At 41.1% G+C, this 22,437-nt stretch carries 24 protein-coding genes, 1 pseudogene and 1 other annotated feature; of the genes and pseudogenes, 24 read left to right on the top strand and 1 reads right to left on the bottom strand.

The features are described 5' to 3' along the window. From ACLNCW_RS07465 to ACLNCW_RS07425, 9 genes and pseudogenes are all read left to right on the top strand, one after another. A pseudogene (locus ACLNCW_RS07465) lies at positions 1 to 157 on the top strand (ABC transporter ATP-binding protein); the annotation flags it as partial. Beyond that, the gene (locus ACLNCW_RS07460; RefSeq protein WP_424845799.1) at positions 154 to 1,338 is read left to right on the top strand and encodes a hypothetical protein; all 1,185 of its coding nucleotides are present in this window, start codon (positions 154 to 156) and stop codon (positions 1,336 to 1,338) included. The pseudogene ACLNCW_RS07465 and the gene ACLNCW_RS07460, both read left to right, overlap by 4 nt. Before the next feature lie 160 nt (positions 1,339 to 1,498). Next, positions 1,499 to 1,630: a sequence feature (ribosomal protein L20 leader region), on the top strand. 15 nt (positions 1,631 to 1,645) lie between these two features. Continuing rightward, positions 1,646 to 2,176: a translation initiation factor IF-3 gene (infC, locus tag ACLNCW_RS07455; RefSeq protein WP_000848180.1), complete on the top strand. Its 531-nt coding sequence runs from the start codon at positions 1,646 to 1,648 to the stop codon at positions 2,174 to 2,176. 32 nt (positions 2,177 to 2,208) lie between these two features. Continuing rightward, positions 2,209 to 2,409: a 50S ribosomal protein L35 gene (gene rpmI, locus ACLNCW_RS07450; protein WP_001125943.1), complete on the top strand. Its 201-nt coding sequence runs from the start codon at positions 2,209 to 2,211 to the stop codon at positions 2,407 to 2,409. A gap of 51 nt (positions 2,410 to 2,460) precedes the next feature. After that, complete coding sequence (gene rplT / locus ACLNCW_RS07445; RefSeq protein WP_000124834.1) at positions 2,461 to 2,820, top strand: 50S ribosomal protein L20; 360 nt, start codon at positions 2,461 to 2,463, stop codon at positions 2,818 to 2,820. 58 nt (positions 2,821 to 2,878) lie between these two features. Beyond that, positions 2,879 to 3,259, top strand: a complete 381-nt coding sequence (gene gloA / locus ACLNCW_RS07440) for a lactoylglutathione lyase (RefSeq protein ID WP_000157153.1) — start codon at positions 2,879 to 2,881, stop codon at positions 3,257 to 3,259. 248 nt (positions 3,260 to 3,507) lie between these two features. Next, entirely contained in the window at positions 3,508 to 4,308 is an 801-nt protein-coding gene (locus ACLNCW_RS07435) for a dihydroorotate dehydrogenase electron transfer subunit (protein ID WP_203213285.1), read from the top strand. Then, complete coding sequence (locus tag ACLNCW_RS07430; protein ID WP_414303259.1) at positions 4,271 to 5,257, top strand: dihydroorotate dehydrogenase; 987 nt, start codon at positions 4,271 to 4,273, stop codon at positions 5,255 to 5,257. The genes ACLNCW_RS07435 and ACLNCW_RS07430 overlap by 38 nt, the downstream gene beginning before the upstream one ends. 97 nt (positions 5,258 to 5,354) lie before the next feature. Then, positions 5,355 to 7,070, top strand: a complete 1,716-nt coding sequence (locus ACLNCW_RS07425) for a glucosaminidase domain-containing protein (protein ID WP_386682869.1) — start codon at positions 5,355 to 5,357, stop codon at positions 7,068 to 7,070. 255 nt (positions 7,071 to 7,325) lie between these two features. Here ACLNCW_RS07425 and pavA read toward each other — a convergent pair whose 3' ends face one another. Next, complete coding sequence (gene pavA, locus ACLNCW_RS07420; protein ID WP_424845796.1) at positions 7,326 to 8,981, bottom strand: Rqc2 family fibronectin-binding protein PavA; 1,656 nt, start codon at positions 8,979 to 8,981, stop codon at positions 7,326 to 7,328. 104 nt (positions 8,982 to 9,085) lie between these two features. Here pavA and ybeY point away from each other — a divergent pair, with 104 nt between their 5' ends. The 15 genes from ybeY to prsA all read left to right on the top strand — a co-directional run bounded on the left by ybeY (position 9,086) and on the right by prsA (position 22,288). Continuing rightward, positions 9,086 to 9,583 (top strand): rRNA maturation RNase YbeY, encoded by a 498-nt coding sequence (gene ybeY / locus ACLNCW_RS07415; protein ID WP_084927581.1) that lies wholly within the window; start codon positions 9,086 to 9,088, stop codon positions 9,581 to 9,583. Continuing rightward, entirely contained in the window at positions 9,564 to 9,959 is a 396-nt protein-coding gene (locus ACLNCW_RS07410) for a diacylglycerol kinase family protein (protein WP_084927583.1), read from the top strand. The genes ybeY and ACLNCW_RS07410 overlap by 20 nt, the downstream gene beginning before the upstream one ends. A gap of 16 nt (positions 9,960 to 9,975) precedes the next feature. Beyond that, the gene (gene era / locus ACLNCW_RS07405; RefSeq protein WP_261063648.1) at positions 9,976 to 10,875 is read left to right on the top strand and encodes a GTPase Era; all 900 of its coding nucleotides are present in this window, start codon (positions 9,976 to 9,978) and stop codon (positions 10,873 to 10,875) included. Positions 10,876 to 10,923: 48 nt separating this feature from the next. Then, a complete protein-coding gene (mutM, locus tag ACLNCW_RS07400; protein WP_060628458.1) occupies positions 10,924 to 11,748 on the top strand; it encodes a DNA-formamidopyrimidine glycosylase in 825 nt (274 codons plus the stop codon). Continuing rightward, positions 11,748 to 12,353 (top strand): dephospho-CoA kinase, encoded by a 606-nt coding sequence (gene coaE, locus ACLNCW_RS07395; protein WP_424845793.1) that lies wholly within the window; start codon positions 11,748 to 11,750, stop codon positions 12,351 to 12,353. Before mutM ends, coaE begins: the two co-directional genes overlap by 1 nt. Further along, the gene (locus ACLNCW_RS07390; protein ID WP_020902908.1) at positions 12,340 to 13,539 is read left to right on the top strand and encodes a multidrug efflux MFS transporter; all 1,200 of its coding nucleotides are present in this window, start codon (positions 12,340 to 12,342) and stop codon (positions 13,537 to 13,539) included. The genes coaE and ACLNCW_RS07390 overlap by 14 nt, the downstream gene beginning before the upstream one ends. Then, positions 13,539 to 13,688, top strand: coding sequence for a 50S ribosomal protein L33 (rpmG, locus tag ACLNCW_RS07385; protein ID WP_001809104.1), 150 nt, complete (start codon positions 13,539 to 13,541; stop codon positions 13,686 to 13,688). The genes ACLNCW_RS07390 and rpmG overlap by 1 nt, the downstream gene beginning before the upstream one ends. A gap of 39 nt (positions 13,689 to 13,727) precedes the next feature. Continuing rightward, complete coding sequence (gene secG, locus ACLNCW_RS07380; protein ID WP_000282517.1) at positions 13,728 to 13,961, top strand: preprotein translocase subunit SecG; 234 nt, start codon at positions 13,728 to 13,730, stop codon at positions 13,959 to 13,961. A gap of 100 nt (positions 13,962 to 14,061) precedes the next feature. Then, positions 14,062 to 16,416 (top strand): ribonuclease R, encoded by a 2,355-nt coding sequence (gene rnr / locus ACLNCW_RS07375; protein WP_424845791.1) that lies wholly within the window; start codon positions 14,062 to 14,064, stop codon positions 16,414 to 16,416. Further along, positions 16,379 to 16,846, top strand: coding sequence for an SsrA-binding protein SmpB (smpB, locus tag ACLNCW_RS07370; protein WP_424845789.1), 468 nt, complete (start codon positions 16,379 to 16,381; stop codon positions 16,844 to 16,846). The genes rnr and smpB overlap by 38 nt, the downstream gene beginning before the upstream one ends. Before the next feature lie 14 nt (positions 16,847 to 16,860). Further along, positions 16,861 to 17,721, top strand: coding sequence for an SAM-dependent methyltransferase TehB (tehB, locus tag ACLNCW_RS07365; RefSeq protein ID WP_033684997.1), 861 nt, complete (start codon positions 16,861 to 16,863; stop codon positions 17,719 to 17,721). Between the two features lie 72 nt (positions 17,722 to 17,793). Then, on the top strand, positions 17,794 to 18,747 hold the full coding sequence (locus tag ACLNCW_RS07360; RefSeq protein ID WP_000495920.1) for a competence protein CoiA: 954 nt from the start codon (positions 17,794 to 17,796) through the stop codon (positions 18,745 to 18,747). An 18-nt stretch (positions 18,748 to 18,765) separates the two neighbouring features. Further along, positions 18,766 to 20,568: an oligoendopeptidase F gene (gene pepF, locus ACLNCW_RS07355; protein ID WP_424845786.1), complete on the top strand. Its 1,803-nt coding sequence runs from the start codon at positions 18,766 to 18,768 to the stop codon at positions 20,566 to 20,568. A gap of 1 nt (position 20,569) precedes the next feature. Continuing rightward, entirely contained in the window at positions 20,570 to 21,283 is a 714-nt protein-coding gene (locus ACLNCW_RS07350) for an O-methyltransferase (RefSeq protein ID WP_004239376.1), read from the top strand. A 66-nt stretch (positions 21,284 to 21,349) separates the two neighbouring features. Continuing rightward, a complete protein-coding gene (gene prsA / locus ACLNCW_RS07345; RefSeq protein ID WP_000727954.1) occupies positions 21,350 to 22,288 on the top strand; it encodes a peptidylprolyl isomerase PrsA in 939 nt (312 codons plus the stop codon). Positions 22,289 to 22,437 lie beyond the last annotated feature (149 nt).

Genomic DNA, 22,437 nt, shown 5'->3' with positions numbered 1-22,437 from the left:
TGAGTATTATCGGAAGAAATTTTTTAATAGGCTGGCAGAAATCGATAGACAAGAACAGCTGGTTCTTTTGAGTTCCCACTACAAAGAGGAGTTAGTGGAGATTTGCGATAGCATGGTAACCATTCATCAGGGGAAGATAGAAGAGGTTCCGTTATGAAATATATTAGCCTATTTTTGTTAAAGAAAGTTTTCAAAAGTCGCTTAAACTGGATTATCTTATTTTTATTTGCATCTGGACTCGGTGTTACCTTTTATTTCAATAGTCAGACTGCAAACTCAGTCAGCTTGGAGACTAGGTTGGATGCCCATCTTGTAGCGAATGAGAGAGCTATCAATGAAAATGAAGCGAAACTCTCTCAAATGTCTGATACCAGCTCGGAAGAATACCAGTTTGCAAAAAGTAATTTAGACTTGCAAAAAAATCTTTTGAAGCGAAAGACAGAAATTCTGACTTTATTAAAAGAAGGGCGCTGGAAAGAAGCCTACTATTTGCAGTGGCAAGATGAAGAGAAGAATTATGAAGTTATGTCAAATGAACCGACTTCTAACTCTGAATTAAAAATGGCGGTTGACCGCCAACGAAAGATTTACCAAGCCCTGTATCCCTTGAACATAAAAGCGCACAATTTAGATTATCCGACCCACGGGATTGATCAGATTGTCTGGATTTTAGAGGTTATCATCCCAAGCTTGTTTGTGATTACTATTATTTTTATGTTGACACAACTGTTCGCAGAAAGATATCAAAATAATCTCGATACAGCTCAGTTATATCCTTTTTCAAAAGTGACATTTGCCATGTCCTCTCTTGGAGTTGGGATGAGTTATGTAACCGTGCTGTTTATCGGAATCTGTGGATTTTCTTTTTTAGCGGGAAGTCTGATAAGTGGTTTTGGACAGTTAGATTATCCCTACCCAATCTATAGCTTAACGAATCAAGAGGTAACTATTGGAAAAATACAGGATGTGTTATTTCCTAGCTTGCTCTTAGCTTTCTTAGCCTTTATCGTCATTGTGGAAGTCGTCTACTTGATTGCTTACTTTTTCAAGCAAAAAATGCCTGTTCTCTTCCTTTCCCTCATTGGGATTGTTGGCTTATTGTTTGGTATCCAAACGATCCAGCCTCTTCAGAGGATTGCACATCTGATTCCCTTTACTTACTTGCGTTCAGTGGATATTTTGTCTGGAAGATTACCTAAGCAGATTGATAATGTCAATCTAAATTGGAGCATGGGGCTGGTCTTACTTCCTTGCTTGATTATCCTTTTGTTAGTGGGGATTCTATTTATCGAAAGATGGGGAAGTGCGCGTAAAAAGGAAGTTTTTAATAGGTTTTAGCATTCCCATAGGGAAGGTGTGGAAAAACTAATACAGAGAGGGAATCAACTTGATTCTCTCTTTTTGATGAGGAAACCAAGGCAAAATACAAACACAAACTTTTCAAAAAAATAACTTTTTATCTTGACAAGGGCTAGAAAACTTGGTATCATATAAAAGTTGAGAAAAGCAGAAGTGAGAGCTTCTCGCCTTGTGACATCAAGTTGCCTGGCCCTACGGATGAAAAGTTTCTAAGAAACGCTATCATAACGTGCGGGCTTGTATATTTACGGGTCCGCTATTGTTTTTCTCTAATAAAACAAAAGAGGTGAAAACCATAGCAAAGCAAGACTTATTCATCAATGATGAGATTCGTGTACGTGAAGTTCGCTTGATTGGTCTTGAAGGAGAACAGCTAGGCATCAAGCCACTCAGTGAAGCGCAAGCTTTGGCTGATAACGCTAATGTTGACCTAGTATTGATTCAACCCCAAGCCAAACCGCCTGTTGCAAAAATTATGGACTACGGTAAGTTCAAATTTGAGTACCAGAAGAAGCAAAAAGAACAACGTAAAAAACAAAGTGTTGTTACTGTGAAAGAAGTTCGTCTAAGTCCAACTATTGACAAGGGTGACTTTGATACAAAACTTCGCAATGCACGCAAATTCCTTGAAAAAGGAAATAAAGTTAAGGTATCTATTCGCTTTAAGGGTCGTATGATTACCCATAAAGAGATTGGTGCAAAAGTTTTAGCCGAGTTTGCTGAAGCAACTCAAGATATTGCCATCATCGAACAACGTGCTAAAATGGATGGACGTCAAATGTTCATGCAATTGGCGCCAGCGACTGACAAAAAATAATTGTCAGAAAGTTAAATAAAGGAGAAAAAATCATGCCAAAACAAAAAACACACCGCGCATCAGCTAAACGTTTCAAACGTACAGGTTCTGGTGGACTTAAACGTTTCCGTGCTTACACTTCTCACCGTTTCCACGGAAAAACTAAGAAACAACGTCGTCATCTTCGTAAAGCATCTATGGTGCATTCAGGAGATTACAAACGTATCAAAGCAATGCTTACTCGCTTGAAATAATAGCATGACTGTAAGTAAACAATTCTAGGAAATATTTGGAGGAAATAAAACATGGCACGTGTTAAAGGTGGCGTTGTATCACGCAAACGTCGTAAACGTATTCTTAAATTAGCAAAAGGTTACTATGGAGCTAAACACATCTTGTTCCGTACTGCAAAAGAACAAGTAATGAACTCTTACTACTATGCATACCGTGACCGTCGTCAGAAAAAACGTGACTTCCGCAAATTGTGGATCACTCGTATCAATGCGGCAGCTCGTATGAACGGACTTTCATACTCACAATTGATGCATGGTTTGAAATTGGCTGAGATCGAAGTTAACCGTAAAATGCTTGCTGACTTGGCTGTTAACGATGCAGCAGCTTTCACAGCTCTTGCAGATGCAGCGAAAGCAAAACTTGGTAAATAATAACTGATAAGACTGGAACAGGATTGTCCCAGTCTTTTTAAAAATAAAGGAGAAAAATATGGCTTCAAAAATGCTACATACTTGCTTGCGAGTAGAAAATCTTGAAAAATCAATTGCATTTTATCAAGATGCTTTTGGATTTAAAGAATTGCGTCGCAGAGATTTTCCAGACCATGCCTTCACGATTGTCTATCTAGGTCTTGAGGGTGACGACTATGAGTTGGAGTTGACTTATAACTACGATCATGGTCCTTATGTGGTTGGAGATGGGTTTGCCCATATCGCCCTCAGTACACCTGATCTTGAGGCACTTCATCAAGAGCATAGTGCCAAAGGTTATGAAGTTACTGAGCCAAATGGCCTACCAGGAACTGCGCCTAACTATTACTTTGTCAAAGACCCTGATGGCTACAAGGTAGAAGTCATTCGTGAAAAATAATCTCGTGAGGTCAAGTAGAATGTTCGTTTTCTACTTGACTTTTTTTAGCTGAAAGAGTATACTAGTAAAAATTTAACCTTTAAGGGGAGTCCAGAGAGACTCACAAGGTGTCAGATAAAAGAATAGTACAATTTTCTAGAGGAGACTTTTTGAGTGTGCTCTCTTGTGTTGTACGATTTTAACTGAGGCCTTGCACTAGCAAGGTCTTTTCTTTGTCTGATCCCCTTAAAAATTAAGGAGGAAAAGTCATGAATCCCACATGTAAGAAACGTTTGGGTGCAATTCGTTTGGAGACCATGAAGGTGGTTGCACAGGAGGAAATCGCGCCAGCAATCTTTGAATTAGTCCTAGAAGGGGAAATGGTTGAAGCCATGCGAGCAGGTCAATTTCTACATCTGCGCGTGCCTGATGATGCCCATCTTTTGCGTCGTCCTATTTCAATTTCATCTATTGATAAGGTTAACAAGCAGTGTCATCTCATTTACCGGATTGAAGGAGCTGGGACAGCTATTTTCTCAACCTTAAGTCAGGGAGATACTCTTGATGTGATGGGGCCTCAGGGAAATGGTTTTGACTTGTCTGACCTTGATGAGCAGAGCCAGGTTCTCCTTGTTGGTGGGGGGATTGGTGTTCCGCCCTTACTTGAAGTAGCCAAGGAATTGCGTGCGCGTGGTGTGAAAGTAGTGACAGTTCTTGGTTTTGCTAATAAGGATGCTGTTATTTTAGAGACGGAATTAGCTCAATATGGGCAGGTATTTGTAACGACAGATGATGGTTCTTATGGCATTAAAGGAAATGTTTCCGTTGTTATCAAGGATTTAGACAATCAATTTGATGCTGTTTACTCATGTGGGGCGCCTGGAATGATGAAGTATATCAATCAAACCTTTTATGACCACCCAAGAGCCTATTTATCTCTGGAATCTCGTATGGCTTGTGGGATGGGGGCTTGCTATGCCTGCGTCCTAAAAGTGCCAGAAAGCGAGACGGTCAGCCAACGCGTCTGTGAAGATGGCCCTGTTTTCCGCACAGGAACAGTTGTATTATAAGGAGAAAATTATGACTACAAATCGTTTACAAGTTTCTCTACCAGGCTTGGATTTGAAAAATCCGATTATTCCAGCCTCAGGCTGTTTTGGTTTTGGACAAGAGTATGCCAAGTATTATGATTTAGACCTTTTAGGTTCTATTATGATTAAGGCGACAACCCTTGAAGCCCGTTTTGGAAATCCAACTCCAAGAGTGGCAGAAACACCCGCTGGTATGCTTAATGCAATCGGCTTGCAAAATCCTGGTTTGGAGGTTGTTTTGGCTGAAAAGCTACCTTGGTTGGAAAGAGAATATCCAAATCTTCCTATTATTGCCAATGTAGCTGGTTTTTCAAAACAAGAGTATGCGGCTGTTTCTCATGGGATTTCCAAGGCAACTAATGTGAAGGCTATTGAGCTCAATATTTCTTGCCCCAATGTTGACCACTGTAATCATGGACTTTTGATTGGTCAAGACCCAGATTTAGCTTATGATGTGGTGAAAGCAGCTGTGGAAGCCTCTGATGTGCCAGTTTATGTCAAACTAACTCCTAGTGTGACGGATATCGTCACAGTCGCAAAAGCTGCAGAAGATGCGGGAGCAAGTGGCTTGACCATGATCAATACTCTAGTTGGTATGCGCTTTGACCTCAAAACTAGAAAACCAATCTTGGCAAATGGAACAGGTGGAATGTCTGGTCCAGCAGTCTTTCCAGTAGCCCTCAAACTCATCCGTCAAGTAGCCCAAACAACAGACCTACCTATCATTGGAATGGGAGGAGTGGATTCGGCAGAAGCTGCCCTAGAAATGTATCTGGCTGGAGCCTCTGCTATCGGAGTTGGAACAGCCAACTTTACCAATCCATATGCCTGTCCTGATATCATCGAAAATCTACCAAAGGTTATGGACAAGTACGGCATTAGTAGTCTGGAAAATCTCCGCAAGGAAGTAAAAGAGTCTCTGAGATAAACTGCAATCAATCTGTTCTTGATTTTTCATCAGTTTGTAATATTGATTATAGAGAATTTTGATACAATAAAATGGAAAGAACAGAGGAAGAAAGTTTATGAAGAAATTGAGATTTGTTTTTTTAGCTTTGCTATTTTTCTTAGCCAGACCAGAAGGAGCACTGGCCAGCGATGGTACTTGGCAAGGAAAACAATACCTAAAAGCTGATGGTAGTCCAGCAGCGAATGAGTGGATTTTTGATGCTCACTATCAATCTTGGTTTTATATAAAAGAAGATACCAACTATGCTGAAAATGAATGGCTGAAACAAGGTGACGACTATTTTTACCTCAAATCTGGGGGTTATATGGCCAAATCAGAATGGGTAGAAGATAAGGGAGCCTTCTATTATCTTGACCAAAATGGAAAGATGAAAAGAAACGCTTGGCTAGGAGCTTCCTATGTCGGTGCATCAGGTGCCAAGGTAATAGAAGAATGGGTCTATGATTCTCAATACGACGCTTGGTTTTATATCAAAGCAGATGGACAACACGCAGAGAAAGAATGGCTCCAAATCAAAGGGAAAGACTATTATTTCAAATCTGGTGGTTATTTGCTGACTAGTCAGTGGATTGAGCAGGCTTATGTGAATGCTAGTGGGGCAAAAGTACAGCAAGGTTGGCTTTTTGACAAACAATACCAATCTTGGTTTTATATCAAAGAAAATGGAAATCATGCTGATAAAGAATGGATTTTCGAAAATGGCCATTATTATTATTATCTAAAATCTGGTGGCTATATGGCAGCCAATGAATGGATTTTGGATAAGGAGTCATGGTTTTATCTAAAATCTGATGGCAAAATGGCTGAGAAAGAATGGGTATACGATGCTAAAAGTCAAGCCTGGTATTACTTCAAATCTGGCGGTTACATGGCAAAAAACGAGATTATTGATGGTCATCAGCTAGGAAGCGATGGAAAGTGGCTTGTAGAAAAAGCAACAAACGAAAATGCTGCTTATTATCAAGTAGTGCCTGTCACAGCAAATGTCTATAATGCAGATGGTGAAAAACTCTCCTATATATCGCAAGGTAGTGTTGTCTGGCTAGATAAGGATAGAAAAAGTGATGACAAGCGCCTAGCTATTATTATTTCTGGTTTGTCAGGCTACATGAAAACAGAAGATTTACAAGCGCTAGATACTAGTAAGGATTTTATCCCTTATTATGAGAGTGATGGACACCGTTTTTATCACTATGTAGCTCAGAATGCTAGCATTCCAGTAGCTTCTCATCTTTCTGATATGGAAGTAGGTAAGAAATATTATTCGGCAGATGGACTGCATTTTGATGATTTTAACCTTGAAAATCCCTTCCTTTTCAAAGATTTGACAGAGGCTACAAATTACAGTGCTGAGGATTTGGATAAGGTATTTAGTTTGTTAAATATTGATAACAGCCTCTTGGAAAATAAGGGAGCTACCTTTAAGGAAGCCGAAGAACATTACCATATCAATGCCCTCTACCTCCTTGCTCATAGCGCCTTAGAAAGCGACTGGGGACGTAGCAAGATTGCCAAAGATAAGAACAATTTCTTTGGCATTACAGCCTATGATACGACACCTTACCTTTCTGCTAAAACATTTGATGATGTGGATAAGGGAATTTTAGGTGCAACCAAGTGGATTAAGGAAAATTATATCGATAGGGGCAGAACTTTCCTTGGCAACAAGGCGTCAGGTATGAATGTGCAATATGCATCAGACCCTTATTGGGGCGAAAAAATTGCTAGTGTGATGATGAAAATCAACGAGAAGCTAGGTGGCAAAGATTGATCCTATAATTGATACTCTTCTTCGAAAATCTCTTTAAACCACGTCAGAGTTGCCTTGGATTATATATGGTTACTGACTTTGTCAGTTCTATCTGCAACCTCAAAACAGTGTTTTGAGCTGACTTTGTCAGTCTTATCTACAACCTAAAAGCAGTGCTTTGAGCAGCCTGCGGCTAGCTTCCTAGTTTGCTCTTTGATTTTCATTGAGTATGAATATTATTTGAGTATAAGTTAAAAATCCTGATTTCAAGTAAAATCAGGATTTTTTCATGGATGCGATTTTTTCTGGATCTGGTGTGACACGGAGGGTCTTTTGTCCTGTGTAAGTGACAAAGCCTGGTTTTCCGCCAGTTGGTTTGTTGAGTTTCTTGACTTCAATCATATCTACCTGCACCAGATTTGACAGGCGACCTTGAGAGAAGTAGGCGGCCAGTTCTGCCGCGTCTGTTTTGACTTCATCAGATGGGTCAAGATTGCCTGAGATGACAACATGGCTTCCAGGAATATCCTTGGCATGGAACCAAAGTTCCTCCTTGCGGGCAATTTTAAAGGTTAGCTCCTCGTTTTGTAGGTTGTTGCGGCCGACATAGATGATGGTTTTGCCATCGCTTGCTAGATATTGTTCTGGTTTTTTGCGTTTCTGGATTTTCTCCCGCTGTCTTCTGCGGATAAAGCCAGTTTGGATTAATTCTTCACGGATTTCAGCGATTTCTTCCAACCCAGCTTGGTTGAGAACAGTTTCCACACTTTCCAGATAGAGAATGGTTGCCTTGGTTTCCTCAATCAGATCAGTCAAGTATTTGACAGCTTCTTTGAGTTTTTGGTAACGTTTGAAATAGCGTTGGGCATTCTGGTTGGGAGTCAAGGCCTTATCAAGAGCTATTGTGATAGGTTGGTTGGTGTAGTAGTTGTCTAGGATAACCTGGTCTTGGTCGTTAGGCACTTGGTGGAGGAAGGTTGTCAGTAATTCTCCTTTTTGGCGAAATTCTTCAGCATTATCTGTCGCCAGTAACTCTTTTTCCTGTTTTTTGAGTTTGTGGCGGTTTTTCTGAAGTTCATTTTCAACACGACGAATCAGTTCACTGGCTTGTTGTTTGACACGGTCACGCTCAGCCTTGTCCTTATAGTAGGTGTCCAGCAAATCAGAAAGACTGGCAAAAGGCTCTCCCACCTGATTTGCAAAAGGAATTGGACTGAAGGAAGTCTCAGTCAAGCATGGCTTGGTTTCTTGATTGAAAAAGTTACGGAAAGTAGATAGTTTATCACTAACCAGAATGTTTTCCAATTCATTTGCCGTATCACGTCCCAGACCTTGAAAGAGGCTTTGAAGGTTTTTAGCTGTCGTTTCCTGTGTTTGTAGGATTTCAAAGAGCTTTTCATCCTTGATAGTAAAAGGATTGAGAGATTCCGTACTTGGCGGAGCGATATAGGTCGATCCAGGAAGCAAGGTACGGTAGCTATTTTGTGAAAAGCCGACGTGTTTAATGACTTCGAGAATTTTATGACTGCTCTTATCAACCAGTAGAATATTACTGTGTTTCCCCATGATTTCGATAATCAAGGTAGCCTGAATATGGTCTCCAATCTCGTTTTTATTGGAAACTGTCATTTCCACAATACGGTCATTTTCCACTTGCTCAATCGACTCAATCAGGGCACCCTGCAAATATTTTCTTAAAACCATGATAAAGGTAGAGGGTTGGGCTGGATTTTCAAAGGTCGTTTGGGTCAGCTGAATGCGTCCAAAAACTGGATGGGCAGAAAGGAGCAGGCGATGGCTTTGGCGATTGCTGCGGATTTGCAAGACCAACTCTTGTTCAAAAGGCTGATTGATTTTCTGAATGCGACCATTCACTAACTCTCTTCGCAATTCCTCAACCATATGATGTAAAAAAAATCCGTCAAATGACATCGTTCTCTCCTTGTGATTGTATTCCATAGTATTATATCAAAAAGGTAGAATAAAATCATGGAAATGTGGTATAATAAAGCCAAGTAAAGAGAAACGAGAAGTACATGTATATTGAAATGGTAGATGAAACTGGTCAAGTTTCAAAAGAAATGTTGCAACAAACCCAAGAAATTTTGGAATTTGCAGCCCAAAAATTAGGAAAAGAAGACAAGGAAATGGCAGTCACCTTTGTGACTAATGAGCGTAGTCATGAACTGAATTTGGAGTACCGTGACACGGACCGTCCGACAGATGTCATCAGTCTTGAGTATAAACCAGAGTTGGATATTGCCTTTGACGAAGAGGATTTGCTTGACAATCCAGAATTGGCAGAGATGATGTCTGAGTTTGATGCCTATATTGGGGAACTGTTCATCTCTATTGATAAGGCTCATGAGCAGGCCGAGGAATATGGCCACAGCTTTGAGCGTGAGATGGGCTTCTTGGCAGTACACGGCTTTTTACATATCAACGGCTATGATCACTACACTCCAGAAGAAGAAGCGGAGATGTTCGGTTTACAAGAAGAAATTTTGACAGCCTATGGACTCACAAGACAATAAACGAAAATGGAAAAATCGTGACCTGATAGCCAGTTTAGAATTTGCCATCACAGGAATTTTTACTGCTATCAAGGAAGAACGCAATATGCGAAAACATGCAGTGACGGCTCTTGTAGTCATTCTTGCAGGTTTTGTTTTTCAGGTGTCACGAATCGAATGGCTCTTTCTCCTATTGAGCATTTTCTTGGTAGTAGCCTTTGAAATTATCAATTCTGCTATCGAAAATGTGGTAGATTTGGCCAGTCACTATCACTTTTCTATGCTGGCTAAAAATGCCAAGGATATGGCGGCTGGTGCGGTATTAGTGGTCTCTCTTTTCGCAGCCTTAACAGGCGCATTGATTTTTCTCCCAAGAATCTGGGATTTATTATTTTAAACAGTAAGAGGAAATTATGACTTTTAAATCAGGCTTTGTAGCCATTTTAGGACGTCCCAATGTTGGGAAGTCAACTTTTTTAAATCATGTCATGGGGCAAAAGATTGCCATCATGAGTGACAAGGCGCAGACAACACGCAACAAAATCATGGGAATTTACACGACTGATAGGGAACAAATCGTCTTTATCGACACACCAGGGATTCACAAGCCTAAAACGGCTCTTGGAGACTTCATGGTTGAATCTGCCTACAGCACCCTTCGCGAAGTGGACACCGTTCTTTTCATGGTACCTGCGGATGAAGCGCGTGGTAAGGGGGACGATATGATTATCGAGCGTCTTAAGGCTGCCAAGGTTCCTGTTATTCTGGTGGTGAACAAGATCGATAAGGTTCATCCAGACCAGCTTTTGTCTCAGATTGATGATTTTCGTAATCAAATGGACTTTAAGGAAATCGTTCCAATCTCAGCTCTTCAAGGGAATAACGTCTCTCGTCTAGTGGATATTTTGAGTGAAAATCTGGACGAAGGTTTCCAATATTTCCCATCTGATCAAATCACAGACCATCCAGAACGATTCTTGGTTTCAGAAATGGTTCGTGAGAAGGTTCTTCATTTAACGCGTGAAGAGATTCCTCACTCAGTTGCTGTAGTTGTGGATTCTATGAAACGAGACGAAGAGACAGACAAGGTGCACATCCGTGCAACCATCATGGTGGAGCGCGATAGTCAGAAAGGGATTATCATCGGTAAAGGTGGCGCTATGCTTAAGAAAATTGGTAGCATGGCCCGTCGTGATATCGAGCTCATGCTAGGAGACAAGGTCTTCCTAGAAACTTGGGTCAAGGTTAAGAAAAACTGGCGTGATAAAAAACTAGATTTGGCTGACTTTGGCTATAATGAAAAAGAATACTAAGTAGAGGTGGGCTCATGCCTGCTTCTTGTTTTTACAGAAGGAGGACTTATGCCTGAATTACCAGAGGTTGAAACTGTTCGCCGTGGCTTAGAAAAATTGATTTTGGGTAAGAAGATTTCGAGTATGGAAATTCGTTATCCCAAGATGATTAAGACGGATTTGGACGAGTTTCAAAAGGAAGTGCCTGGTCAGATTGTTGAGTCAATGGGACGTCGTGGTAAATATTTGCTTTTCTACCTGACAGACAAGATCTTGATTTCCCATTTGCGGATGGAGGGCAAGTATTTTTACTATCCAGACCAAGTGCCTGAACGCAAGCATGCTCATATTTTCTTCCAGTTTGCGGATGGTGGCACGCTTGTTTATGAGGATGTTCGCAAGTTTGGTACTATGGAACTCTTGGCGCCTGACCTTTTGGAAGTCTACTTTCTTTCTAAAAAACTAGGACCTGAACCAAGCGAACAAGACTTTGATTTGCAGGTCTTTCAAACTGCCCTAGCTAAGTCCAAAAAACCTATCAAATCCCATCTTCTAGACCAGACCTTGGTAGCTGGACTTGGCAATATCTATGTGGATGAGGTTCTTTGGCGAGCTCAGGTTCATCCAGCTAGACCTTCCCAGACTCTGACAGCAGAAGAAGCGACTGCCATTCATGACCAGACCATCGCTGTTTTGGGACAGGCTGTTGAAAAAGGTGGTTCTACCATTCGGACCTATACCAATGCCTTTGGGGAAGATGGAACCATGCAGGATTTTCATCAAGTCTATGACAAGGCTGGTCAAGAATGTTCACGTTGTGGTACTATCATTGAGAAAATCCAACTAGGCGGACGAGGAACTCACTTTTGTCCTCAGTGCCAAAGGAGGGGCTGATGGGAAAAATCATTGGAATCACTGGGGGAATTGCCTCTGGTAAGTCAACCGTGACAAATTTTCTAAGAAAGCAAGGCTTTCAAGTAGTGGATGCCGACGCTCTTGTTCACCAACTACAGGAACCTAGTGGTCGTCTGTTTGAAGCTCTAGTCCAGCACTTTGGTCAAGAAATTGTATTAGAAAATGGAGAACTCAATCGCCCTCTCCTAGCTAGTCTTATCTTTTCAAATCCTGAAGAACGAGAATGGTCTAAGCAAATCCAAGGAGAGATTATCCGTGAGGAACTAGCTACGTTGAGAGACCAGTTGGCTCAGACAGAAGAGATTTTCTTCATGGATATTCCCCTACTTTTTGAGCAGGCCTACAGCGCTTGGTTTGATGAGACTTGGTTGGTCTATGTGGACCGAGATGTCCAAGTAGAACGCTTAATGAAAAGGGACCAGTTGTCTAAAGATGAAGCTGAATCTCGTCTGGCAGCCCAGTGGCCTTTAGAGAAAAAGAAAGATTTGGCCAGCCATGTTCTAGACAACAATGGAAATCAGGACCAGCTTCTTACTCAGGTGTTCTCCCTGCTTGAGGGAGGTAAGCAAGATGACAGAGATTAACTGGAAGGATAATCTGCGCATTGCCTGGTTTGGTAATTTTCTGACAGGAGCCAGTATTTCTTTGGTTGTGCCTTTTATGCCCATCTTTGTGGAAAATCTAGGTGTAGGGAGTGAGCAAGTCGCTTTTTATGCAGGCTTAGCTATTTCTGTCTCTGCTATTTCTGCGGCGCTCTTTTCTCCTATCTGGGGTATTTTTGCTGATAAATACGGTCGAAAACCCATGATGATTCGTGCTGGTCTGGCCATGACTATCACTATGGGAGGCTTGGCCTTTGTGCCAAATATCTATTGGTTAATCTTTCTTCGTTTACTGAATGGTGTATTTGCGGGTTTTGTTCCCAATGCAACGGCCTTAATAGCCAGTCAGGTTCCCAAGGAGAAATCAGGCTCTGCCTTAGGTACTTTGTCTACTGGCGTAGTTGCAGGCACTCTAACTGGCCCCTTTATTGGTGGCTTTATTGCAGAATTATTTGGTATTCGTACAGTTTTCTTACTGGTTGGTAGTTTTCTATTCTTAGCTGCTGTTTTAACTATTTGCTTTATCAAGGAAGATTTTCAACCACTAGCCAAGGAAAAGGCCATCCCAACAAAGGAATTATTTACATCAGTTAAATATCCCTATCTCTTGGTCAACCTCTTTCTGACTAGTTTTGTCATCCAATTTTCAGCCCAATCAATCGGCCCTATCTTAGCTCTGTATGTACGCGACTTAGGCCAGACAGAGAATCTTCTTTTTGTCTCTGGTTTGATTGTATCTAGTATGGGCTTTTCCAGTATGATGAGTGCAGGAGTCATGGGAAAGCTAGGTGACAAGGTGGGCAACCATCGCCTCTTGGTTGTAGCCCAGCTTTATTCAGTCATCATCTATCTTCTTTGTGCCAATGCCTCTAGCCCCTTTCAACTAGGACTCTATCGTTTCCTCTTTGGCTTGGGAACCGGTGCTTTGATTCCCGGAGTTAATGCCCTTCTCAGCAAGATGACGCCCAAAGCTGGTATTTCGAGGGTCTTTGCCTTCAATCAGGTATTCTTTTATCTGGGAGGTGTCGTTGGTCCTATGGCAGGTTCTGCAGTAGCAGGAAAATTTGGCTACCATGCAGTCTTTTATGCGACAAGCCTTTGTGTTGCCTTTAGTTGTCTCTTTAACCTTCTTCAATTTCGAACATTATTAAAAGTAAAGGAAATCTAGTGCGAGTAAAAATTAATCTCAAATGCTCCTCTTGTGGCAGTATCAATTACCTAACTAGTAAAAATTCCAAAACCCATCCAGACAAGATTGAGGTTTTAAAGTATTGTCCCAAGGAAAGAAAAGTAACCCTACATCTTGAATCTAAGTAGATTTTATGGTAAAATAATAGGGATTTTAAGGAGTTTGATATGTATAACCTATTATTAACCATTTTATTAGTATTATCTGTTGTGATTGTGATTGCGATTTTCATGCAACCAACCAAAAACCAATCCAGCAATGTATTTGATGCCAGCTCAGGTGATTTGTTTGAACGCAGTAAAGCACGCGGTTTTGAAGCTGTAATGCAGCGTTTGACAGGGATTTTAGTCTTTTTCTGGCTAGCCATTGCCTTAGCATTGACGGTATTATCAAGTAGATAAGAAAATAATGGGCAGGACTAGGTCTTTGCCTCTTTTTATTTTTAAAGGATGTTTGAAAAGGTTTTACAGTAAAAGAAAACAAAAAATCTAGAAAGAAAATATGAAAGATAGAATAAAAGAATATTTGCAAGATAAGGGAAAGGTAACTGTCAATGACTTGGCTCAGGCTTTGGGAAAAGACGGTTCCAAGGATTTTCGTGAGTTGATTAAAACCTTATCCTTAATGGAAAGAAAGCACCAGATTCGTTTTGAAGAAGATGGTACTCTGACCTTAGAAGTTAAGAAAAAACATGAGATTACTCTCAAGGGGATTTTTCATGCCCATAAAAATGGCTTTGGTTTTGTCAGTCTAGAAGGCGAGGAGGACGACCTTTTTGTAGGTAAAAACGATGTCAACTATGCTATTGATGGCGATACTGTTGAGGTTGTCATCAAGAAAGTCGCTGATCGTAACAAGGGAACAGCGGCGGAAGCCAAAATTATCGATATCCTAGAACACAGTTTGACAACTGTTGTCGGTCAAATCGTTCTAGATCAGGAAAAACCTAAGTATGCTGGCTACATCCGTTCGAAAAATCAGAAAATCAGCCAACCGATTTATGTAAAAAAACCAGCCCTTAAACTGGAGGGAACAGAAGTTCTCAAGGTCTTTATCGACAAATACCCAAGCAAGAAACATGATTTCTTTGTCGCGAGTGTTCTAGATGTGGTGGGGCATTCAACGGATGTCGGAATTGATGTTCTTGAGGTTTTGGAGTCTATGGACATTGTCTCAGAATTTCCAGAGGCTGTTGTCAAGGAAGCAGAAAGTGTGCCTGATGTTCCGTCTCAAAAGGATATGGAAGGCCGTCTGGATCTAAGAGATGAGATTACCTTTACCATTGACGGTGCTGACGCCAAAGACTTGGACGATGCGGTGCATATCAAGGCTTTAAAAAATGGGAATTTGGAGCTCGGTGTTCACATCGCAGATGTTTCCTACTATGTGACTGAGGGGTCTGCCCTTGATAAGGAAGCCCTTAATCGTGCAACTTCTGTCTATGTGACAGACCGTGTGGTCCCAATGCTTCCAGAACGACTGTCAAATGGTATCTGCTCCCTCAATCCTCAAGTTGATCGCCTAACCCAGTCTGCCATTATGGAGATTGATAAACATGGTCGTGTGGTCAATTACACCATTACACAAACGGTAATCAAGACAAGCTTCCGTATGACCTATAACGATGTTAATGATATTCTAGCTGGCGACGTGGAAAAGAGACAAGAATATCAGAAAATTGTCCCTAGTATCGAACTCATGGCCAAGCTTCATGAAATTTTAGAAAACATGCGTGTGAAACGTGGTGCCCTCAATTTCGATACCAATGAAGCTAAGATTTTAGTGGATAAGCAAGGTAAGCCTGTTGATATCGTTCTTCGTCAGCGTGGTGTTGCTGAGCGCATGATTGAATCCTTTATGCTGATGGCCAATGAAACAGTTGCCGAGCATTTTAGCAAGCTGGATCTACCTTTCATCTATCGAATTCACGAGGAGCCTAAGGCTGAAAAAGTTCAGAAGTTTATTGATTATGCTTCGAGTTTTGGCTTGCGTATTTATGGGACTGCCAGTGAGATTAGCCAGGAGGCCCTCCAAGACATCATGCGTGCTGTTGAGGGGGAACCTTATGCAGATGTATTGTCCATGATGCTTCTTCGCTCTATGCAGCAGGCTCGCTATTCGGAGCACAATCACGGCCACTATGGCCTTGCTGCTGACTATTACACTCACTTTACCAGTCCGATTCGTCGTTATCCAGACCTTCTTGTTCACCGTATGATTCGTGATTACAGCCGTTCTAAGGAAATAGCAGAGCATTTTGAGCAAGTGATTCCAGAGATTGCGACCCAGTCTTCCAACCGGGAGCGTCGTGCCATTGAAGCTGAGCGTGAAGTCGAAGCCATGAAAAAGGCTGAGTACATGGAAGAATACGTGGGTGAAGAGTACGATGCGGTTGTGTCCAGCATTGTCAAGTTTGGTCTCTTTGTCGAATTGCCAAACACAGTTGAAGGCTTGATTCACATCACTAATTTACCTGAATTTTATCATTTCAACGAACGTGATTTGACTCTTCGTGGAGAAAAATCAGGAACAACCTTCCGTGTAGGGCAACAGATTCGTATCCGAGTTGAAAGAGCCGACAAGATGACGGGTGAAATTGACTTCTCATATATCCCAAGTGAGTTTGATGTGATTGAAAAAGGCTTAAAACAGTCTAATCGCAGTGACAGGGGGCGTGGTTCAAGTCGTCGTTCAGATAAGAAGGAAGATAAGAGAAAATCAGGACGCTCAAATGATAAGCGCAAGCATTCACAAAAAGACAAGAAGAAAAAAGGAAAGAATCCTTTTTATAAGGAAGTAGCTAAGAAAGGAGCTAAGCATGGCAAAGGGCGAGGGAAAGGTCGTCGCACAAAATAAAAAGGCGCGCCACGACTATACAATCGTAGATACGCTAGAGGCAGGGATGGTCCTGACTGGAACTGAAATCAAGAGTGTACGAGCAGCTCGAATCAATCTCAAGGATGGCTTTGCCCAAGTAAAAAATGGGGAGGTATGGCTGAGCAATGTTCATATCGCTCCTTACAAAGAGGGCAATATCTGGAACCAAGAACCAGAACGTCGTCGAAAACTCTTACTCCATAAAAAGCAAATTCAAAAATTGGAACAAGAGACTAAAGGAACAGGAATGACCCTGGTTCCCCTTAAAGTCTATATCAAAGATGGCTATGCCAAGCTCCTTTTAGGCCTAGCTAAAGGGAAGCATGACTACGATAAACGGGAGTCTATCAAACGACGTGAGCAAAACCGCGACATCGCGCGTGTTATGAAAGCTGTTAATCAGCGATAAAAAGAGGAATGAAGATGGAAAAACTAGTTGCCTATAAACGCATGCCTTTGTGGACTAAAGAAACCATGCCAGAGGCTGTTCAGCAAAAGCACAATACCAAGGTTGGGACTTGGGGCAAGATTACTGTTTTAAAAGGAACTCTCAAGTTTATTGAATTGACAGAGGATGGTGAGGTTCTAGCTGAACACCTATTTGAAGCAGGGGCTGACAATCCAATGGCGCAACCACAAGCCTGGCACCGAGTGGAGGCTGTAACAGACGATGTAGAATGGTACTTGGAATTTTATTGTAAACCTGAGGATTATTTTCCTAAGAAATACAATACCAATCCTGTTCATTCAGAGGTCCTAGAGGCAATGCAGACAGTAAAACCAGGGAAAGCCTTGGATTTGGGCTGTGGTCAGGGCCGTAACTCTCTCTTTCTTGCACAGAATGGTTTTGATGTGACAGCTGTAGATCAAAATGAATTATCTCTTGAAATCTTGCAAAGCATTGTTGAGCAGGAAGACCTAGATATGCCTGTTGGTCTTTACGATATCAATTCAGCCAGTATTGGGAAAGAATATGATTTTATCGTTTCAACAGTTGTTCTCATGTTTCTACAAGCGGACCGCATTCCAGCTATTATTCAAAATATGCAGGAGAAAACCAGTGTTGGTGGTTACAATCTTATCGTTTGTGCTATGGACACGGAGGATTATCCTTGCTCTGTGAACTTCCCATTCACCTTTAAAGAAGGAGAATTGGCAGACTATTACAAGGACTGGGAATTGGTTAAGTACAATGAAAATCCTGGCCATCTTCACCGTCGCGATGAGAATGGCAATCGTATTCAACTACGCTTTGCGACCATGCTAGCTAAGAAAATCAAATAAACATGAATGAAGATTAGGAATTTTCCTGATCTTTTTTCTTTTTTACGAATAATATAGAAAAGGAGGGAAATCATGTTTGTTGCGAGAGATTCTAGGGGAGAATTGGTAAATGTGTTAGAGGATAAGCTTGAGAAGCAAGCATACACCTGCCCAGCTTGTGGAGGTCAGCTCCGTTTGCGTCAAGGACCAAGTGTCCGGATCCATTTTGCCCACAAAACCTTAAAAGACTGTGATTTTTCCTCTGAAAATGAAAGTCCAGAACATCTGGAAAATAAGGAAGTCCTTTATCACTGGTTGAAAAAAGAGGCCGAGGTGCAATTAGAATACCTGCTTCCAGAGCTTAAACAGATTGCGGATGTATTTGTAAATGGCAATCTAGCTTTAGAGGTTCAATGTAGTCCCTTGCCTCAAAAAGTTCTTAAAGAGCGTAGCGAGGGCTATCGTAGTCAGGGTTACCAAGTACTGTGGTTGCTGGGAAAAAAACTGTGGCTCAAGGAGCGTTTGACTCGTCTACAACAAGGTTTTCTCTATTTCAGTCAAAACATGGGCTTTTATGTTTGGGAATTAGACAGTGAAAAACAAGTTTTAAGACTCAAATACCTGATTCACCAAGATCTCCGAGGTAAACTCCATTATCAGATTAAGGAATTTCCCTATGGTCACGGTAGTTTACTGGAGATATTACGTTTTCCCTATAAGAAACAAAAAATATCTCATTTTACAGTTTCTCAGGACAAGGACATCTGTCGTTATATCCGGCAACAACTGTACTATCAAAATCCCATTTGGATGAAAGAACAAGCAGAAGCCTATAAAAAGGGAGAAAATCTCCTGACTTATGGGCTAAAAGAATGGTATCCACAAATTCGACCACTAGTAGGTAATTTTTGCCAAATTGAGCAAGATTTGATTCGCTATTATCTGTATTTTCAAACCTATTATCAAGAAAATCCTCAAAATGATTGGCAAATGCTCTATCCACCAGCCTTTTATCAGCAATATTTCTTAAAAAATATGGTAGAATAGAAAGGATGGAGGAATCTAATGGTATTACAAAGACATGAAATAAATGAAAAAGATACATGGGATCTATCAACGATCTACCCAACTGACCAGGCTTGGGAAGAAGCCTTAAAAGATATAACAGAACAATTGGAGACAGTAGCCCAGTATGAAGGCCATCTCCTGGATAGTGCGGATAGTCTACTCGAAATTACTGAATTTTCTCTTGAAATGGAACGCCAAATGGAGAAGCTTTACGTTTATGCTCATATGAAGAATGACCAAGACACACGTGAAGCCAAGTACCAAGAGTACTATGCCAAGGCCATGACTCTCTATAGCCAGCTAGACCAAGCCTTTTCATTCTATGAACCTGAATTTATGGAGATTAGTGAAGAGCAGTATGCTGACTTTTTAGAAGCTCAGCCAAAATTGCAGGTTTATCAACACTATTTTGACAAGCTTTTGCAAGGCAAGGATCACGTTCTTTCACAACGCGAAGAAGAATTATTGGCTGGAGCTGGGGAAATCTTTGGTTCGGCAAGTGAAACCTTCGCTATCTTGGACAATGCGGATATTGTGTTCCCTTATGTTCTTGACGATGATGGTAAGGAAGTTCAGCTATCTCATGGGACTTACACACGTTTGATGGAGTCTAAAAATCGTGAGGTTCGTCGTGGTGCCTATCAAGCCCTTTATGCGACTTATCAACAATTCCAACACACCTATGCCAAAACCTTGCAAACCAATGTTAAGGTGCAAAACTACCGTGCCAAAGTTCGCAACTACAAGAGCGCTCGTCATGCAGCCCTAGCAGCCAATTTTGTTCCAGAGAGTGTTTATGACAATTTGGTAGCAGCAGTTCGCAAGCATTTGCCACTCTTGCATCGCTATCTTAACCTTCGTTCAAAAATCATGGGAATTTCAGACCTCAAGATGTACGATGTCTACACACCACTTTCTTCTGTTGAATACAGTTTTACCTACCGAGAAGCCTTGAAAAAGGCAGAAGATGCCTTGGCAGTCTTGGGTGAGGATTACTTGAGCCGTGTCAAACGTGCCTTCAGCGAGCGTTGGATTGATGTTTACGAAAACCAAGGCAAGCGTTCAGGTGCTTACTCTGGTGGTTCTTACGATACCAATGCCTTTATGCTACTTAATTGGCAGGACAATTTAGACAATCTCTTTACCCTTGTTCATGAAACAGGTCACAGTATGCATTCAAGCTATACTCGTGAAACGCAGCCTTATGTTTACGGAGATTATTCTATCTTCTTGGCTGAGATTGCATCAACTACCAATGAAAATATCTTGACGGAGAAATTATTGGAAGAAGTGGAAGATGATGCAACGCGCTTTGCTATTCTCAATAACTTCCTAGATGGTTTCCGTGGGACAGTTTTCCGTCAAACTCAATTTGCTGAGTTTGAACACGCTATCCACCAAGCGGACCAAAATGGAGAAGTCTTGACAAGTGATTTCCTAAATAAACTCTACGCAGACTTGAACCAAGAGTATTATGGTTTGAGTAAGGAAGACAATCCTGAAATCCAATACGAGTGGGCTCGCATTCCACACTTCTACTATAACTACTATGTATACCAATATTCAACTGGCTTTGCAGCAGCCTCAGCCTTGGCTGAAAAGATTGTCCATGGTAATCAAGAAGACCGTGACCGCTATATCGACTATCTCAAGGCAGGTAAGTCTGACTATCCACTTAATGTCATGAGAAAAGCTGGAGTTGATATGGAGAAGGAAGACTACCTCAACGATGCCTTTGCAGTCTTTGAACGTCGTTTAAATGAGTTTGAAGCACTTGTTGAAAAATTGGGAATGGCATAAGATGGTTGAATCATATAGTAAAAATGCCAACCATAACATGCGTCGCCCTGTCGTCAAGGAAGAAATTGTAGACTTGATGCGTCAGCGCCAAAAGCAGGTCACAGGATCTTTGAAAGAATTGGAAGACTTTGCCCGCAAGGAAAATATTCCCATTATTCCCCATGAAACGGTTGCTTATTTCCGTTTTCTCATGGAAACCATACAACCTAAAAACATTCTAGAAATTGGGACGGCCATCGGGTTTTCAGCCCTCTTGATGGCAGAACATGCGCCAAAGGCAAAGATTACAACCATTGACCGCAATCCAGAGATGATTGGATTTGCCAAGAAAAATTTCGCCCAGTTTGACAGTCGCAAGCAAATTACGCTCCTAGAAGGAGATGCGGTAGATGTCTTATCTACCTTGACAGAGTCCTATGATTTCGTCTTTATGGATTCAGCCAAGTCTAAATACATCGTCTTTCTGCCAGAAATCCTCAAACATTTGGAAGTCGGTGGTGTGGTTGTTTTGGATGATATTTTCCAAGGTGGTGATGTTGCCAAGGATATTATGGAAGTCCGTCGTGGTCAGCGAACTATTTACAGAGGACTTCAAAGACTATTTGATGCAACCTTAGACAATCCAGGACTCACCGCAACATTAGTACCTCTGGGGGACGGTATTCTCATGCTTCGTAAAAATGTAGCAGATGTTCAATTGCCTGACAGCGAATGATTTTCAGAAAAATTTAAGAAAATATAGTAAAATAGATAGGGTAACACTTATCTCAAAGGAGTAGACATGAAGAAAAAACTATTGGCAGGTGCCATTACACTATTATCAGTAGCAACTTTAGCAGCTTGTTCGAAAGGTTCAGAAGGGGCAGACCTTATCAGCATGAAAGGGGATGTCATCACAGAACATCAATTTTATGAGCAAGTGAAAAGCAACCCTTCAGCACAACAAGTCTTGTTGAACATGACCATCCAAAAAGTATTTGAGAAGCAATATGGCTCAGAAGTAGATGACAAAGAAGTCAACGATACTATTGCCGAAGAAGAGAAACAATATGGTGAGAACTACCAACGTGTCTTATCGCAAGCAGGAATGACTCTTGAAACACGTAAAGCTCAAATTCGTACAAGTAAATTGGTTGAGTTGGCAGTTAAGAAAGCAGCAGAAGCTGAATTGACAGATGATGCTTACAAGAAGGCTTATGACGAGTACACTCCAGATGTAACGGCTCAAATCATTCGTCTTGATAATGAGGATAAAGCGAAAGAAGTCCTCGAAAAAGCCAAAGCTAGTGATGCAGACTTTGCTCAATTAGCCAAAGATAATTCAACAGATGAGAAAACTAAAGCGAATGGTGGAGAAATCACCTTTGATTCTGCTTCAACAGAAGTACCAGATCAAGTTAAGAAAGCAGCTTTTGCGTTAGATGTAAACGGTGTTTCTGATGTGATTAGTGTTACTGGAACACAAGCATACAGCAGCCAATATTACATTGTTAAACTGATTAAGAAAACAGAAAAATCATCTAATATTGACGATTACAAAGAAAAATTAAAAACTGTTATCTTAACTCAAAAACAAAACGACGCATCATTTGTTCAAAGTATTATCGGAAAAGAATTGCAAGCAGCCAATATCAAGGTTAAAGATCAAGCCTTCCAAAATATCTTCACTCAATACATCGGTGGTGGAGATTCAAGCTCAAGCAGTTCTTCAAAAGAATAAAACAGAAAAGAGCCAAATGCTCTTTTTCTTATGAGAAAATCTTCTATCTTAAGGGTAAGAGTTTTTTTCTTTCGGAAAAAATGGTATAATAGCAATCAAAACTAGAAAATAAACGGAATTTGGGAATAATTTCTTTTGTTCTCATTAGA

Origin of the sequence: Streptococcus sp. CL6.22 (genome assembly GCF_049738055.1) — a bacterium.
Lineage (GTDB): Bacteria > Bacillota > Bacilli > Lactobacillales > Streptococcaceae > Streptococcus > Streptococcus mitis_DJ.
The sequence above is the reverse complement of the archived record's forward strand: the minus strand, read 5'-3'. Positions and strand labels throughout refer to the sequence as shown.

What these genes read in the sequence shown, in the direction of transcription:
- gloA (WP_000157153.1), top strand. Translation starts at nt 2,879, where the DNA reads ATGGCTTCAAAAATGCTACATACTTGCTTGCGAGTAGAAAATCTTGAA.
- pepF (WP_424845786.1), top strand. Translation starts at nt 18,766, where the DNA reads ATGGTATTACAAAGACATGAAATAAATGAAAAAGATACATGGGATCTA.
- tehB (WP_033684997.1), top strand. Translation starts at nt 16,861, where the DNA reads ATGGAAAAACTAGTTGCCTATAAACGCATGCCTTTGTGGACTAAAGAA.
- smpB (WP_424845789.1), top strand. Translation starts at nt 16,379, where the DNA reads ATGGCAAAGGGCGAGGGAAAGGTCGTCGCACAAAATAAAAAGGCGCGC.
- rnr (WP_424845791.1), top strand. Translation starts at nt 14,062, where the DNA reads ATGAAAGATAGAATAAAAGAATATTTGCAAGATAAGGGAAAGGTAACT.
- ACLNCW_RS07435 (WP_203213285.1), top strand. Translation starts at nt 3,508, where the DNA reads ATGAATCCCACATGTAAGAAACGTTTGGGTGCAATTCGTTTGGAGACC.
- ACLNCW_RS07360 (WP_000495920.1), top strand. Translation starts at nt 17,794, where the DNA reads ATGTTTGTTGCGAGAGATTCTAGGGGAGAATTGGTAAATGTGTTAGAG.
- prsA (WP_000727954.1), top strand. Translation starts at nt 21,350, where the DNA reads ATGAAGAAAAAACTATTGGCAGGTGCCATTACACTATTATCAGTAGCA.
- rpmI (WP_001125943.1), top strand. Translation starts at nt 2,209, where the DNA reads ATGCCAAAACAAAAAACACACCGCGCATCAGCTAAACGTTTCAAACGT.
- ACLNCW_RS07410 (WP_084927583.1), top strand. Translation starts at nt 9,564, where the DNA reads ATGGACTCACAAGACAATAAACGAAAATGGAAAAATCGTGACCTGATA.
- coaE (WP_424845793.1), top strand. Translation starts at nt 11,748, where the DNA reads ATGGGAAAAATCATTGGAATCACTGGGGGAATTGCCTCTGGTAAGTCA.
- ACLNCW_RS07460 (WP_424845799.1), top strand. Translation starts at nt 154, where the DNA reads ATGAAATATATTAGCCTATTTTTGTTAAAGAAAGTTTTCAAAAGTCGC.
- ACLNCW_RS07350 (WP_004239376.1), top strand. Translation starts at nt 20,570, where the DNA reads ATGGTTGAATCATATAGTAAAAATGCCAACCATAACATGCGTCGCCCT.
- ybeY (WP_084927581.1), top strand. Translation starts at nt 9,086, where the DNA reads ATGTATATTGAAATGGTAGATGAAACTGGTCAAGTTTCAAAAGAAATG.
- secG (WP_000282517.1), top strand. Translation starts at nt 13,728, where the DNA reads ATGTATAACCTATTATTAACCATTTTATTAGTATTATCTGTTGTGATT.
- era (WP_261063648.1), top strand. Translation starts at nt 9,976, where the DNA reads ATGACTTTTAAATCAGGCTTTGTAGCCATTTTAGGACGTCCCAATGTT.
- ACLNCW_RS07390 (WP_020902908.1), top strand. Translation starts at nt 12,340, where the DNA reads ATGACAGAGATTAACTGGAAGGATAATCTGCGCATTGCCTGGTTTGGT.
- mutM (WP_060628458.1), top strand. Translation starts at nt 10,924, where the DNA reads ATGCCTGAATTACCAGAGGTTGAAACTGTTCGCCGTGGCTTAGAAAAA.
- ACLNCW_RS07430 (WP_414303259.1), top strand. Translation starts at nt 4,271, where the DNA reads ATGGCCCTGTTTTCCGCACAGGAACAGTTGTATTATAAGGAGAAAATT.
- pavA (WP_424845796.1), bottom strand. Translation starts at nt 8,981, where the DNA reads ATGTCATTTGACGGATTTTTTTTACATCATATGGTTGAGGAATTGCGA.
- rplT (WP_000124834.1), top strand. Translation starts at nt 2,461, where the DNA reads ATGGCACGTGTTAAAGGTGGCGTTGTATCACGCAAACGTCGTAAACGT.
- ACLNCW_RS07425 (WP_386682869.1), top strand. Translation starts at nt 5,355, where the DNA reads ATGAAGAAATTGAGATTTGTTTTTTTAGCTTTGCTATTTTTCTTAGCC.